Annotated in this window: 11 protein-coding genes; 6 read left to right on the forward strand and 5 right to left on the reverse strand. The window is 51.9% G+C overall.

Features of this window, described 5'->3' with window-relative positions:
* Positions 1-30: 30 nt before the first annotated feature.
* Positions 31-1,002, reverse strand: coding sequence for a DUF7544 domain-containing protein (locus tag AZH53_RS01450; RefSeq protein WP_319641785.1), 972 nt, complete (start codon positions 1,000-1,002; stop codon positions 31-33).
* Positions 1,003-1,028: 26 nt separating this feature from the next.
* Positions 1,029-1,922, reverse strand: a complete 894-nt coding sequence (gene cofD / locus AZH53_RS01455; protein ID WP_319641786.1) for a 2-phospho-L-lactate transferase — start codon at positions 1,920-1,922, stop codon at positions 1,029-1,031.
* A gap of 54 nt (positions 1,923-1,976) precedes the next feature.
* Here cofD and AZH53_RS01460 point away from each other — a divergent pair, with 54 nt between their 5' ends.
* The 5 genes from AZH53_RS01460 (at position 1,977) to AZH53_RS01480 (ending at position 6,954) form a co-directional block, all read left to right on the forward strand.
* A complete protein-coding gene (locus AZH53_RS01460; RefSeq protein ID WP_319641787.1) occupies positions 1,977-3,182 on the forward strand; it encodes an HD domain-containing protein in 1,206 nt (401 codons plus the stop codon).
* A 15-nt stretch (positions 3,183-3,197) separates the two neighbouring features.
* On the forward strand, positions 3,198-3,752 hold the full coding sequence (locus AZH53_RS01465; RefSeq protein WP_319641788.1) for a UbiX family flavin prenyltransferase: 555 nt from the start codon (positions 3,198-3,200) through the stop codon (positions 3,750-3,752).
* Complete coding sequence (locus AZH53_RS01470; RefSeq protein ID WP_319641789.1) at positions 3,745-4,986, forward strand: UbiD family decarboxylase; 1,242 nt, start codon at positions 3,745-3,747, stop codon at positions 4,984-4,986. The genes AZH53_RS01465 and AZH53_RS01470 overlap by 8 nt, the downstream gene beginning before the upstream one ends.
* A 5-nt stretch (positions 4,987-4,991) precedes the next feature.
* Positions 4,992-6,167, forward strand: a complete 1,176-nt coding sequence (locus AZH53_RS01475) for an aconitase X catalytic domain-containing protein (protein ID WP_319641790.1) — start codon at positions 4,992-4,994, stop codon at positions 6,165-6,167.
* Positions 6,168-6,306: 139 nt separating this feature from the next.
* Entirely contained in the window at positions 6,307-6,954 is a 648-nt protein-coding gene (locus tag AZH53_RS01480; protein ID WP_319641791.1) for a phosphoribosylanthranilate isomerase, read from the forward strand.
* 103 nt (positions 6,955-7,057) lie between these two features.
* On the opposite strand, the gene glmM is transcribed toward AZH53_RS01480, so the two are convergent.
* The 3 genes from glmM to AZH53_RS01495 are packed head-to-tail and all read right to left on the reverse strand — an operon-like array spanning position 7,058 to position 9,766.
* On the reverse strand, positions 7,058-8,428 hold the full coding sequence (gene glmM / locus AZH53_RS01485; protein ID WP_319641792.1) for a phosphoglucosamine mutase: 1,371 nt from the start codon (positions 8,426-8,428) through the stop codon (positions 7,058-7,060).
* Positions 8,429-8,432: 4 nt separating this feature from the next.
* On the reverse strand, positions 8,433-9,206 hold the full coding sequence (gene mobB, locus AZH53_RS01490) for a molybdopterin-guanine dinucleotide biosynthesis protein B (RefSeq protein ID WP_319641793.1): 774 nt from the start codon (positions 9,204-9,206) through the stop codon (positions 8,433-8,435).
* Positions 9,203-9,766, reverse strand: a complete 564-nt coding sequence (locus AZH53_RS01495; RefSeq protein WP_319643612.1) for a DUF5806 family protein — start codon at positions 9,764-9,766, stop codon at positions 9,203-9,205. Before AZH53_RS01495 ends, mobB begins: the two co-directional genes overlap by 4 nt.
* A 2,031-nt stretch (positions 9,767-11,797) precedes the next feature.
* On the opposite strand from AZH53_RS01495, the gene xerA reads away from it, so the two are divergent.
* Positions 11,798-12,715 (forward strand): site-specific tyrosine recombinase/integron integrase, encoded by a 918-nt coding sequence (xerA, locus tag AZH53_RS01500; protein ID WP_319641794.1) that lies wholly within the window; start codon positions 11,798-11,800, stop codon positions 12,713-12,715.
* The last annotated feature ends 41 nt before the right edge of the window (positions 12,716-12,756 follow it).

A 12,756-nucleotide genomic window follows, 5' to 3' on the forward strand; every position in this document is an offset into this window, starting at 1 on the left:
TTATATCGTTCACTCGCATCCATGTTGGTTTCACCGGTCCGGGTGTTGCTGCCTGAACTCCCCAAAGACTTCGTACCCGGGGTTCAGGTATTCCAGTACATAAAGGGAGTAGCACCGGAGGAAGGTGATGAATGGAACGCTAAAGAGAAGGCCGGAAAATGCCACCAGGCAGATATAGGCTGCGAAAAGAACTGTATACCAACCGATACCCACAGATGGCCATCCTTCTCCGGCAAGTATGAGAAACACCGGGACCCCTACACAACCTGCGGTGATTGCCACCATCAATCCGACGACGATGCTCATCAACAGTACAAACAGGATTTTCATTCCTGCATAGACCGCTGCCTGATTCCACATTCCTTCAAACAGGCGGACACACCGGCTCCATCCTGCCAGAATTCCGCAACGGCCAATACGCATTATCGGAACAACAAAATCGGTGGTAAACATGACTATCATCAGATATGGGAACCCGAGGATCACAGCGTATGCAATGTAGCCGATGACGAGGACTACCCTTTGAAAGACGGTTCCTGCGTCCACGATGACCATCCCGGAGAGTACGAGCGCTGCCGGAATGAACAGGAGAAAGAATAACAATGCTGAAATGGCAAACAGAAAACCAAAGTAACGCATTCCATTTCTGATTTCTTTGCGAAAATAATCTTTAATGACAATTCTATCTTCACGTATCGCATCGAAGAAGACGAACTGGAATATCCCTGAAATGAGTGCATAGGCAATGCCGAAAGCAATTATTGCCAAAGCAACTGCCGGTAGTTCCTGCCCGAAAGCCGACAGGTCGATGGTGTCGAGTCCCTGCGGGAAAGTGGGGGCATCATTCTGCCATCCCATCTCGAAACCACCTGCGCTTCCACCTACAAACAAGGCTATAAGCGCCAGACGTAGCCACACTCCCCGCTGTACGGGGAGGAGAATATTTTTCGTCCGGACCACCGCCTGATCGATGGCACGAAAGGCATAGTAATCAGTACTCATCCACGTTCACACCGGGGTAGTCCTTCTCAGAGAAGTCCCAGTATCTCCTCTGCAAGAGCCTCTGCGGCCTCAAGGCCGGTCATCAGGGTGTCCAGCTGAATGGCGTAGGGGAGGGCATCAGGGTCACGAATGTCCTGGATGTAGATGTCTGCAAATTCCCTGTACAGATCAAAGGTGGATGCGGTGGCGGGGGGCATCCCCCATGCTTCCATGAGAGCCGCCGCAGGGCCGCTTACCGGGGCATCTCCGATGAATGGGCTGACGACAACGACGGTCTGATTCCTGAGTGCATCAACGACCCCTTCACATTCCAGGATGGGTGAAATGCTCGTTACCGGATTTGAAGGCCCGATGATCACGGCCTCTGCATCCCGGATGGCAGTGAGGACCTCATCGGTGGCAACAGGAGGTACTTCACAGGTCCGCATGATTTCGGAGATCTCTACATTTCCCTTACGTCCGACCCAGTACTCCTGGAAATGGAGTATTTCATCCCCGCTTCTGATGCAGGTGGTCACTTCCGTATCGCACATCGGAAGAACGGTGGCATCAACACCGAGGCGGACGCACAGTGTCTGTGTGGCATGCGTCAGTGTATGCCCACCCCTCAGCAGCTCGGCGCGTGCGATGTTGACCGCCCGATCCCTGTCCCCCAAAGTGACCTTCTCCGGAAAGCCAATCTTCTTGAGAAAATCAGATGTGTAGGTGGTATCGTCCTCGATTCCCCACCAACGCTTTATATCGAGCATGTCTGCAAAGAGATACATCACGGTGTCAATATCGGGGGAGAGGTGACTGCCGGAGAACCACATGTCCTCGGCAGTGTTGACAATCACTGCCATCTCATGGTCGGCATACGACGTGCGAAATCCCCGGATAAGTTTGGGCGTTCCCGTTCCGCCCGAGAGGAAAGTTATCATGTCACACAATAGTTTTATCAACAAATATATGTTGATTCTTAACAAAGGGCGCGAATGAAGACGATTAAGGACCCCGTGCACGGGCATGTGCGCGTACAAAAAGAGCTCCTCTCCCTTCTTGATGCACCTCCGGTCCAGCGTTTACGATATATCCGGCAGCTTGGATTTTCGCATCTGGTCTATCCCGGAGCAAACCACAGCCGGTATGAACATTCTCTCGGGACGATGCACCTGGCAGGGTCAATGGCGGCGCATCTTGAGCTTGATGAGGGCGACCAGCTTCTGGTGAAAGCGGCAGGTCTTTTGCATGATGTGGGACACGGTCCGTTTTCCCACGCCACCGAGTTTCTGATGGAGGAGTACTGCGGGCGTGGCCACCAGGATGTCTCCAGGATTGTAAAACAGAGCGACGTAAGCGAGGCCCTTGACTCAGTCGGTATAGACCCTGCCGAAATCTGTGAAATTGTCAATGGCGAGCACCATCTTGCGGGGATAATTCATGGGGACCTGGATGTCGATCGCATGGACTATCTCATGCGGGATGCGCACTACACAGGAGTCCCCTATGGTACCGTTGATCCGGACCGGCTTATCCACAGCACTGCGTATACCATTGACTCCGGCCTCCATTTGAGGGAAAGTGGGATAAATTCTGCAGAATCCCTGTTGATTGCCCGTACTCTGATGCGACCCGCGGTATATTTTCACCACGTATCACGCATTGCTGAGGCGATGGCAATCTTTGCACTGAAATGCCATATCGAAGAGAGCGGAACAGATCCCGAACTACTCTTTGGAATGGATGACGATGCCTTTATCTGCACGCTCCTGACATCTCCGTCGTCAATCGCGAAGGATATGGCCGGGAGGCTGAAGTCCCGCCGCCTGTATAAACGAGCACTCTATGTCGGCAAGGATCGGGTCAACCCTGCCTCATATGCACAGGATATTTCCTCAGCAGATGGACGACGCATTGCCGCGGAGATTGCGGAGAGGGCCGGTGTTGCAGAGGAAAGTGTTCTGGTGGACATACCTGCCTTTCCCTCGGATATGAGGATGGGTGTGCAGGTGGAAAATCTCCACGACCTGACCAGTCTTGATGAGATCTCTCCCCTCATGCGCACACTCAATGAGACAAGGAAACGTCAGTGGCGCCTGGGGGTGTATACCCTTCCCGAGCAGAGAAAATCGGTGGAGGATGCTGCCTCGGAGGTGCTCTCCATCAAAAAACCCACTAAGCAGTACAGACTAATACCATAGGAGAATGAGGGGACCATGAAAAAAAGATTCGTAGTAGCAGTCACCGGTGCGTCAGGAATACTGTATGCACGGCGACTTCTCGAGGTACTGACCCCCGCAGCGGAGGTACATATTATCATCTCGGATGTCGCGGAGAGGATTGCGCAGCTGGAGGGTGTTGACCTGAGCGGATTTGATGCCGTTTATGCAAACAATGAGGACATGTTTGCCGCACTTGCCAGCGGTTCATTCCGCTATGACGGTATGGTTGTCGTTCCATGCAGCATGAAGACGCTTGCGGCCATTACGGCAGGGGTATCGGATAATCTGATCACACGGGCTGCGGATGTCTGCCTCAAGGAAGGACGGACCTGCCTCCTGATGCCGCGCGAGATGCCGCTTTCCCGTATTCATCTGAGAAATATGCTTGAAGCAGACGAAGCCGGGGCCACCGTGATGGTGATCTCACCCGCATTTTATACCAAACCGAAGACCATCGACGACCTTGTTGATATGGTCGTTGCCCGGGTTCTCGATCACCTCGGTGTAGAGCATGATCTCAGCTCACGATGGGGGGAGGAAAATGCGTAATTTCATCGAGGCCATGCGGGAGGCCGGGAAGGTCGTTGACTACAAAGAACCTGTTTCAACGGTATACGACGCCCCGAAGATCGCTAGCTCTACGGATGACATGGTTTTCTTCCACGATCTCGACGGCATGGGAAGGGGTGTCATGAATGTAACCGCGTCACGCAGTTCTCTTGCAATTGCCCTTGGCATCCCTGAACGTGAAGTCGTCCACCGTCTTGCGGAGAAAGACTACACCGGGACGACCACTGACGGGGGAAGTCTCACCATGCAGGCACCCACGCTCACCGATTTGCCGGTGATGAAACATTACCCTCTTGACGCCGGCAGATACCTGACATCAGCAGTGGTCTATTCGGCGTACGGAGGGGTGGAGAATGCCTCGATTCATCGGATGCTGGTTATCGATGACAATCATCTTGCGGCACGGATTGTGGAGGGAAGACACACCCACAATCTTCTCCAGCAGGCCATTTCCGAAGGCGAGTCCCTTCCGGTGGCGATCACCATAGGGACGCATCCTGCGGTTACGTTTGCTTCCTGCACCCGTGTTCCGGAAGGAAGGGAAATGGGGTATGCCGCAGAACTACTTGGTGGTGAAATGCCGCTCTTTGAATGTCCAAACGGTATCAGGGTTCCGGATGCGGAGATTGTGCTTGAGGGGTACATGGGCGGCGAAACGACGGATGAAGGGCCGTTCGTGGACATAACCGGCACCTATGATCCCGTTCGCCAGGGACCGGTTATCACGCTCACCGGCATGCATACGAAAAAGGATCCCATCTATCACGGCATCCTTCCGGGTGGCAATGAGCATAAAATCCTGATGGGGATGCCCTATGAACCAAAAATATTCCGTGCAGTCGCGGGAGTCACCAGAGTGAGGAATGTTGTCCTTACGACGGGCGGTGCCGGGTACCTTCATGCTGTCATCCAGGTCAGGAAGAGCACCCAGGGTGATGCAAAAAATGCAATTATGGCAGCATTTGCGGCCCACACCTCTCTCAAGCATGTGGTGGTCATCGATGAGGACATTGACCCCTTCGATATGGAAGACGTGGAATATGCAGTGGCGACCCGCGTCCGCGCGGACCGCGATGTGATGATCATCGAAGGTGTCCGCGGTTCTTCGCTGGACCCATGCCGTACAGGAGACGGGATGAATGTCAAGATGGGAATTGATGCCACAATGGTCATGGGCGAAGAAGAGAAATTTATTCGTGCAGGTTGGGACTGAAGCAAATGTACCTTGAAGCAGAAGACGAAAAGATTCTCGCCGGCGAATATGGTGAGACGCGCCGGAAAATGATGGAAATACTTGTCGCACTCGGCAAGGTGTTCGGGGCCGAGAAGATGGTCCCGATCACCAGTGCACAGGTGGCAGGGGCCTCCTACAAGACCATTGGCAAATGGGGTCTGGAGTGGATTCGCAGTCTCGACGCCAGGGTCGCGGTCCCGACGGTCCTGAATCCGATTGGGATGTCACGGGACGGATGGCGCGAGATGGGAATTGACGAAGAATTCGCCGCAAAACAGCTCGAAGTCATTGATGCATACCGCCGTCTGGGGATCAAACTGGAATGTACCTGCACACCCTACTACCTGAATATCACCCGGTATGGGGATCATCTTGCATGGTCGGAGTCATCGGCGGTCAGCTACGCGAATTCCGTCATCGGAGCGCGGACAAACAGGGAAGGCGGCCCGTCCGCACTTGCAGCCGCAATCATCGGAAAAACGCCGTATTATGGCCTTCATGTCTGGGAAAACCGGATGCCGCAGGTTATTGTCAACGTGGAGGGGGCAGAGGATCTCCACCCCGACCAGTATGGGGCCCTTGGATATCTGGCAGGAAAGGAGGTGGGCAACCGTATTCCGCTCTTCCGTGGTATCCGCCCGAACCGTGATCAGCTCAAGGCACTTGGTGCCGCCATGGCCGCGACGGGGGCGGTGGCGCTCTACCACGTCGAGGGCATAACGCCCGAGTCCCGCGTCCTCAAAGAACGGGGGGCGGACCTGTCGGCAATTGAAACGATTACGATATCGGCATCGGATGTTCAGACACTCTATACCGTGGCACCGGTGGATGCGGTCGCCATCGGATGCCCGCATTGTTCAGAGGATGAACTTGACGCTATTGCTGCCCTTCTGAAAGGGAAAAAGGTTACAAAACCTCTCTTTGTGTTTGCGGCAAGGGGAGTGATCGAGGCGAATCGCGACGCCGTGGCAACCATTGAAAAGAGCGGTGCTCGTGTGTGGGCAGACACCTGCATGGTGGTATCTCCGGCGATGGAGCGGTTCGATGCCATCATGGTGAATTCCGGAAAGGCATTGGCGTATGTTCCGAACATGTGCGGGGCGAAATCGCGGATCGGGACTCTGGAGGAATGTGTTGCCGAGGCGGTAGGGAAAGACTGAAGCGGTGATTTGTCAGGAGAGGAAGCGGCCTCTTCCCTTCCGTAAATGAACCCCTTTCCGCCTCGCCGGGTGCGCCAGTCTTCGAGTTTAAAGCCGGGGTATCGCACAAAAATCCATTCTATCGGTTCAGTATACATGAGTGTTCCGTGAATGTGGGGGAGGAGGAAATGTCCATGCCGTCGATGAGGGGAGTGTCCATGAGGAAACAGGAACAATGCTCATAAAAATATGTGGGATAACAACCAAGGAAGACGCGCTTGCAGCCGAAGCAGCAGGGGCGGATGCAATTGGAGTGATCCTCTTCAGTGACTCCCTCCGGGAGATCGGTCTTGACGATGCCGCAGGGATTTTTCGTGTCCTGAAACCGTCGACACGAAAGGTCTGCGTCAGCCACACCTCATCTGAAGACGATCTTCGTGCCATCCTGACGACTGGCCCGGATGCAGTTCAGATATCATCGCGTGACCTGATCTCACCGGAGGGAGTGCAGGTCATTCGGGTGGTGGAACCCGGTGACAGTATCCCGGATGATGCCGACGCCGTCATAATCGACAGCAGTCGAGGCCATGGAACTCCATTTGATCCTGTCTATGCCTGTTCGGTGGTAAGGAAGGCCGGGGTCCCGGTTATCCTTGCGGGGGGGCTTACTCCAGAGAATGTCTGTGAAGCCATTTGCCGGGTACGGCCCTCCATGGTGGATGTGGCAACCGGGGTTGAATATGCTCCGGGAAAAAAGGATCATGAAAAAGTGCGCATGTTTATCGCAGCGGTCCGCGGCTGCAGGTGAGGATTGCTGTACTGGGAGTCGATTTGGTTTTGGTTGCGCAGCACAATTGTTCCGCCGGAGAGAGGGTATTCACAAAAATAGTATGGGTCCACAGGCTGCATAATCAGGGAGCCTGGAGGACAGGATCGATTGCAGAGAGGATCTCGTCGGCAAATTTTCGTGCGTCCGATTCTTCAGCGGCTTCGACATAGAGACGCATGAACGGTTCCGTCCCCGAGGGACGCAGCAGCGCCCACGCGTCCTCCCTGTTGATACGGATGCCATCGGTTTCGTCAAGCATTTCTTTCGAAAATATCTTCCGTGCATGATCAAGGATCGTTGCTGCATTTTTTGTATGGATTTTTTCCTTTACCATATAATGAGAGGGGAGCGAGGCGACCAGTTCTGAGAGGGGTTTGTTCTCTGCAGCAAGAAGTGCCACCATCGCCGCCGCCGTCATACCTCCATCACGACAATGCTGGTGGAATGGGAAGATAATGCCGCCGTTACCTTCGCCACCGAATGTGACTTTGACTCCGTCTGCGGCAAGACTGAGCATCCTGCGGGCAACATAAATACTCCCCACCTCGGTATACACAACCTTTGAGTTTGTCTCCGCTGCAATTTTTTCTGCAAGGAATGATGTGCTTACGGGAGTGACAATGGTTCCGCCGGGATTGTTCTTACAGATAAACCGCTGCATTAGAGCGAATTCTTCATTTTCCTCAATGAAATTCCCTTTCTCATCAATAAAGACGGCCCTGTCCGCATCACCGTCGTGTGCGACACCAAATGCAGCGCCGGTATCTACCACCAACTGAGAGAGCGCTTTGAGGCCCTCCGGAGAGGGTTCGGGCAACCTTCCCGGGAAAGTCCCGTCCATGGTTCCATTGATGGTATGAACTCTGCAGCCAAGATGTGAGAGTATGTCCGGTGTGGTTGCACAGGCAGGGCCGGACCCCGGGTCGACGGCAACAATTATGTTCCCGGCATGAAGGCCGGGGAATGCTTCAGCAACCGCGACACAGTACTCACGCAGCATCTCAGGAGCCTCCCAGTAATTGCCGACGGTCTCCCAGGTCTGGATGTCAAAGTCCTCATTGAAGATGCGTTCCTCGAGTGTGATGACCCCTGTATCATCCATCTCCGTCCCGTCCCCTTCGATGATTTTTACACCGTTGTATTCCGGCGGATTGTGGGATGCGGTGACGACTGCACCTGCGTCAAAATGATTCTTTACAATGTATTGGAGTGCCGGGGTGGGAAGCACGCCGAGATCAACGACGTCAGCACCACAGGCGAGAACCCCGGCACTTACGGCACTGGAGAGGGCCGGTCCCGAGGTCCGGGTATCCCGGCCCAGTGCAATGACCGGTCCCCGTTCCGAGGCGAGGGCCATTCCAATCTTCATTGCAAGATGAGGGGTCATTGAATCACCGATGACTCCACGGACACCGTTGGTTCCGAATAATCGTTTCGTCTTTTGCTCAATCATAATATCACCCGTCAATAGTCATGCCTTTGTCATGCAATTCTGATTTCATTCGGTTTATTCCGGTGGAAAGGGCTGAAAACGCTTCTTCCCTATGCCGTGCAATGACTGCAATATAGGTTATGTCCTCTCCGGGATAGAGGATGCCGGTCTGATGTCGGACAGCGGCCCCAAGTATTCCCGGAATGGATTCCATATGTTCCTGTACATTGGCACAGAGGTTATGAATTGCATACTCATCGGGAAAATCGAGAAATTCCGTGCGTGTATCGTCGGTGAATTCCCGTACAATCCCATTGAAGGAGGCAATGCATCCCGCCTCGGACATGGGACACCTGCGCCGCAGTTCGTGGATGCACCCCTGCATCGAATAATAGTCGGCAAAGAATTCCATTGATGCACTGACATCATCCACGGATGGATTCCGGAGCACGGCGTTGTCGATTTCAAGGTTGCCAATGACGACCTTGGGGTATGCATAGGTCTTGTGCCCCTCGATAATTACATATTCCACTCCCATATCGCTGAGCAGGCGAAGTTGTCCGGGGAGATCCCCGCTACGTATAGCAACAACTGCTTTTTCCGGGTCGATGCCGGAGACAACGTCGGCCCCGTGTTCATAATGTGTCGTGGTATCTTTCCCTTCTTCAAGCGAATAGAGGTGGGAATGAAGGTGTTTTATCACCGCGGTGGTACCGAGATTACTGAGGGCGGGGAGAAGTTTGTGGATAAAGGTGGTCTTTCCGCTGTTGTGACCACCGACAACATGGATGATTTTCATGTTTCGTCCTCTTCTGTATCGGAGCCTTTGTTTTCAGGCGGTTCATGATCTTCGCTTCTGATTCTCGATGCTGCTTCGGCAACCCCCCGCATCACCTCGGTGATGCGATCCTCGATATCGATCTCATCATCGATATCGATGGAAGTACCCTCGACTTCCAGGAGGAAACGGGCCACCTCGCTCGCCTCAAAGAGGATGTCGTCCAGTTCATCGGCAGTAAAAAATCCGCACAGGGCGCCGTAAAAGAAGGTGGCTCCTGACTTGCGCACTTTTTTCTTAAAGGATGACCGTGCCTGATTGACAGCCTGTGGGGAGTAGGTATCTGTCATGAAAGGGACAAGATCTGGCAGATTTTCCCCGATGAAGGTCATTTCAGCACCTCCTCGTGTACTAAAATCTGCACAAAGCCTGGCGATTGCCCACTCCCGTGCAGTGACGTAGGTGTGTTTTCGCAGGAACTGGTTGACCCGGCGGTAGGCCGCTCCGTCGACTTTCTGAAATTTGCGGTATTTGTTGATCCTTTCTTCATCCTCGGGAGAGAGGGAGGGGCGTCCCGGCATCAATACGGGCTGGGTGGGATCGATGCCGAGGATCATCTGTGTGGAGGAGATAGGTATATTCACCTGCGGTATATGGGGTAGTTCTTCATCTTCGTCGGGGCTATCTCCTTGGAATGAATCAGGGGGTAAATGAGGTTCTAATGCCGTATCTGCCCCCTCTGAATCATCAAATTCCGGAGATCCGGAGGTAGGGATGGAAGAGGGTTCATCCATGGGGGGGGTGGGGGGCGGTGTGGTGGTTTCTCTCCCGTACTCCTGTTCAGGTGTCATGGTGAATGGGTGCTCCTGGCAATCATCAGCGTCATTCCGGGATGGTGAGGGAAGTATTGAATCGGAGCCATCATATCCTTCATGACTGCGATTACCGGACAATTCGTCATCTGATTTGGAAATTTCCGTCCTGTTTTCCTCCATTATGGTTAATATGAGTCGGATACGTTCATCAACCTTACTGGAATTTGTCCTTTGAATTCTGCCTATGGATGAATCTTCATATAGTTTATTCCCGGCAGAAGAGAGGCTGAAGACCCATCGAAGACGGTTGGGGGGTCATATTTCATATTCTGAATTGAGCCATCGAATTTCAGATAAACCAAAGCGGTGGTTGTGTGGCTGATCCATCCTCACCCCCCTTACCTGCGAACGACCTGCATTCAATGACGATATAAGTCATGGAAGATTCGGGGTATCATGACAAATTCTTCTGGGGATTGGGATTTCAGGGTTTGATCCTCTCATTGCTCTGATATCCGGAAAGTCATTGATGATTGCGCAATTCACATCTGAATTCTGCGATGGCGATGCCGTTTTTCATTATTCGCTTGAATATCTTAATAACTCACAAAAAAGGCGTAATTCAGGATTATTTTGAATAATTAAGAATTGCAGATCTCCAGGTTCCGACATCTCTGCTATGTATAGCATCATATGGTTTATTTGAATATTGTCCAAAGGGGGACTTATGGTGAAATGGGCCACGATGCTCATCATTGAAGTGAAATAAGGCTATATCCTTTGATTAATCTCAGGTATGTGGTGGGTGGGACAAGGAACTTGTTCTGCCGTTTTCGCGTGATGGGGTGCCTGTATCAAATGAAATCCCTGATATTGCGGAATGTGGGGTTATACCGGCCAAAAGTGCAGCTAATGGCCGGGCTATGGGTATGTGTGCAGCCAGGTTTCACAGGAATGCTGAAAAATTGAAAAATCGCTGTATTGTATGTCAATTATTCTATGATAGAATCCGGGAGGCCGATTTGGCTGACCAATTCGAGATAGGGGTATTTTGAACTGATTTTAACTAATGGTTCGTCATTAAATATTCAATTGAGTCATATGGGTGTCAGAAGGACATCGCTGTACGCCTCGAAGGGGGCAGTGAAATTCTCTTCTGCTATATGTGGTGTAGAATATTTCCTCACGGTTGGGAATATTTTGGGTTTTTGAGGGGAAATGGGGCGGGTTCGTCGAACTCCTTCGGCCGCTGGCATTCGGGGGGGCGTGGACTATATAAAAGACCTCCATAGTTTCATTTTAACGGCTTTCATGGAATGTCTGGACTTCTGACCCTTTATCCAAAAAAGATGCGGCGGAAAGGCCGCTATATCGATCGTTGAAAGGGAAGGTTTCCTCTAGGACAGGCGGGAAGTAGTTCAGTTTCACGCCGCATATGGCATATGGTAGTATACTTTCATTCTCTCGGTTTAGGGTGGATAAGAAGCAGATTTTAAGTGGAAATGGAAAATTCCGCTGTGATACCTGCATTATTTACTCGTGGTTCTGCGGGCATCCGACCGGTTCCGGGGATCCTGAAATTGCCCGGTTTACCGGGAATTCAATGGTCCGGATGAATAAGCATTCAGGCCATTTGTGGGATTTTTTCGGGAGTCCGGTCGTATTGGTGCGGACAAATCGTACCGTGACTTTTGAATTTTTGAATGTGTATCGCCCCTGGTGGTGTGGTGATTTTTTTTGCGCAGAATAGAGATTCTGCGCAAAGGGTTTATACGGTGAGCAATGAAAAAAATAAGCATGGAGGGCGATTATTTCTCAGAGTGGCTTCCGCGCTTCTCTCATCACCTGAAAATGAGAAATTATTCGCCCCGTACAATCGCGAGTTATGAGCGGGTTATCAGGAAATTCGGCTATTATCTTTGGATTCGTCGGAACAAGGGTCCGGAGAAACTCGTCATATACTGGAAGGACCTTGCCCATGCAAGGATGGATACGGAAGTGGACGCAACAGCGATTCAGATTGATGATTTCCTGGGATTTATGACTTCTATCAGGGATTACAAGGCCACAACGCTGCATCGGATCATTTCGTCACTCTCTTCATTTTACCGGTATCTCTATGCTCAGGGAGTGATCGAGGCAAACCCCCTTGCTGCGGTGGACCGGCCGAGAATCAAAGAGAAGGAGATCAAATATCTCAAGCATAATCAGGTGATGAGGCTTATTGAATCGATTCCTGAGGATAATTCGCGGGATAGGTTGATAATCAGGCTTATTTATGCCACTGGTGTCCGTGTCTCGGAATTGTGTTCCATGGACATTGGAGATATTGATTTCGAAGATAATACAATCCGTGTACGGGGAAAAGGGGGTAAAATTCGGGTTGTTTTTGTTGATGAGGATACTTTGGAGGAAATCGACAATTTCTCGGCAGGCCGGATTGCCGGTCCGCTTTTTGTCGGACAATTGGGTCATGCGATTTCCCCGCGGACTGTGCAGCATATCTTTAAAAAATGGGCTCCTGAAGGAATTACGCCTCATAAAATCCGTCATTCCTATGCAAGTGAATTATACAAGCGATCGAAAAATCTCCGTGTCGTCCAGGAGAACCTCGGACATTCCTCCATACAGACCACTGAGATTTATCTCCATACTGATGTGGATGAACGTCGTGAAGTATACCGCAAACATTTCCCTCTTGGAAACGGGAAATAGCCAAAATTACTCTCTTTTTTTCTGATTGATACTGAAATGAG

The sequence above is a fragment of the Methanovulcanius yangii genome (genome assembly GCF_018687785.1).
Lineage (GTDB): Archaea > Halobacteriota > Methanomicrobia > Methanomicrobiales > Methanomicrobiaceae > Methanovulcanius > Methanovulcanius yangii.

Coding starts and splice junctions, on each gene's coding strand:
- AZH53_RS01450 (WP_319641785.1), bottom strand. CDS start 1,002: ATGAGTACTGATTACTATGCCTTTCGTGCCATCGATCAGGCGGTGGTC.
- cofD (WP_319641786.1), bottom strand. CDS start 1,922: ATGATAACTTTCCTCTCGGGCGGAACGGGAACGCCCAAACTTATCCGG.
- AZH53_RS01460 (WP_319641787.1), top strand. CDS start 1,977: ATGAAGACGATTAAGGACCCCGTGCACGGGCATGTGCGCGTACAAAAA.
- AZH53_RS01465 (WP_319641788.1), top strand. CDS start 3,198: ATGAAAAAAAGATTCGTAGTAGCAGTCACCGGTGCGTCAGGAATACTG.
- AZH53_RS01470 (WP_319641789.1), top strand. CDS start 3,745: ATGCGTAATTTCATCGAGGCCATGCGGGAGGCCGGGAAGGTCGTTGAC.
- AZH53_RS01475 (WP_319641790.1), top strand. CDS start 4,992: ATGTACCTTGAAGCAGAAGACGAAAAGATTCTCGCCGGCGAATATGGT.
- glmM (WP_319641792.1), bottom strand. CDS start 8,428: ATGATTGAGCAAAAGACGAAACGATTATTCGGAACCAACGGTGTCCGT.
- mobB (WP_319641793.1), bottom strand. CDS start 9,206: ATGAAAATCATCCATGTTGTCGGTGGTCACAACAGCGGAAAGACCACC.
- AZH53_RS01495 (WP_319643612.1), bottom strand. CDS start 9,766: ATGCCGGGACGCCCCTCCCTCTCTCCCGAGGATGAAGAAAGGATCAAC.
- xerA (WP_319641794.1), top strand. CDS start 11,798: ATGGAGGGCGATTATTTCTCAGAGTGGCTTCCGCGCTTCTCTCATCAC.